This window comes from Rhodoplanes sp. SY1, from assembly GCF_046000175.1.
Lineage (GTDB): Bacteria > Pseudomonadota > Alphaproteobacteria > Rhizobiales > Xanthobacteraceae > Rhodoplanes.
Map to the genome: position 1 here is coordinate 1 of NZ_JBEOMB010000416.1, position 1,212 is coordinate 1,212.

General features: G+C 70.8%; 2 protein-coding genes and 1 pseudogene. 2 read left to right on the plus strand and 1 reads right to left on the minus strand.

Annotated elements, in window-relative coordinates; translation table 11 throughout:
- Positions 1–290, minus strand: a 290-nt coding sequence (locus tag ABTU92_RS30050; protein ID WP_408095194.1) for a hypothetical protein, incomplete at its 3' end; no start/stop codon positions are given.
- A gap of 35 nt (positions 291–325) precedes the next feature.
- Here ABTU92_RS30050 and ABTU92_RS30055 point away from each other — a divergent pair.
- On the plus strand, positions 326–739 hold the full coding sequence (locus ABTU92_RS30055; RefSeq protein WP_408095195.1) for a hypothetical protein: 414 nt from the start codon (positions 326–328) through the stop codon (positions 737–739).
- A gap of 117 nt (positions 740–856) precedes the next feature.
- Positions 857–1,212, plus strand: a pseudogene (locus tag ABTU92_RS30060) (hypothetical protein); the annotation flags it as partial.

Here is a 1,212-nt window from a genome sequence, read left to right on the forward strand (position 1 = left end):
CGGATCGTCACCGGCCGGGTGACGTTCGTGGTGGCGGCCGGCACGGTCGTCACCGTGGTGCCGAGCACACGCCGATGAAGCTCTCCAGGCGGCAGCGCATCGCCTTGGCCGATGCCTACGCGGCTCGCGGTGCTCGCGGGCTGCACAAGACCGGCTCCTGCTTCGCCGACCCGCGGGGCGGCGAGATCCACGATGGGCGAACGATCCGGTCGCTGGTCGATCGCGGCCTGCTCGATCTCTGGTGCAGCGAAACGGTCGCGCACGTGACCGATCTCGGTGCGACCCGGCACGAGGATCTCGCCACCGCAAAGAGGAGCGAGGCGACGTGAGCTACTCCTGGCTCCCCGCGCTGCTCGCCGAGATCGCCGAGGTCGCAGGCCTCGAAGCGGCGTTGAAGCTCGCGGAGAGCTACGGGGGGTGCCGGGTCCGCATTCCAGCGGCCGTGCAGAGCGATCGGCATTGGCTCGCGCTCTGCGTCGGCCGCGAGGCTGCGGAGAAGATCTGCACCCACTACCGGCAGGGAACCGGCTCCGGTCGAATGCGCGGAGCCTATGTCCTGGTGCCGCGCGGTCCGACGGGCGCCATCGCGTCGGCGCGACGTCGCCTCGCCCAGGCGCTCGCGACCGGCGCCTCGGCCGCGCAAGCCGCTCGTGTCTCCGGCCTGACGGAGCGCACCGCGTATCGGCTTCGCCAACGCGGGCGTGCCAGCGAAGATGACAAGCAGGGAAGCCTGTTCTAGGCTCGCACAACTCCCGCCAAATCGCTGATGCAGCCGTCAATTGACGGCGGCACGGCACCCGCCGTTCTCGGGCAAGGTCGATCCGTCTCGCGCGCGTAGCGAGCACGGGGGCCGGCCATGATCACCAAGACGATGCTCGTCAAGCTGTGGCCGCGGGCGCCGCAGGCCAAGATCGTGTTGATCGCCCGCATCGCCAAGCCCGTGCTCGCGGAGCACGGCATCGACGATCCGCTCGTCGTCGCCCACCTGATGGCGCAGATCAGCCACGAGAACGGCGCCGGCACCATCGTGCGCGAGGACATGCGCTACCGGGCGCCGCGCATCATGGAGATCTTCGGCGTCGGCCGGCACTCGGCCAAGGTGAACGAGGCCGAGGCGGCGCGGCTCGCCGGCCGGCCCGCCGAGCTGGCCGAGCGGGTCTACGGCCTCGGAAATCCCAAGAAGGCGCGCGAGCTGGGCAACACCGAGCCGGG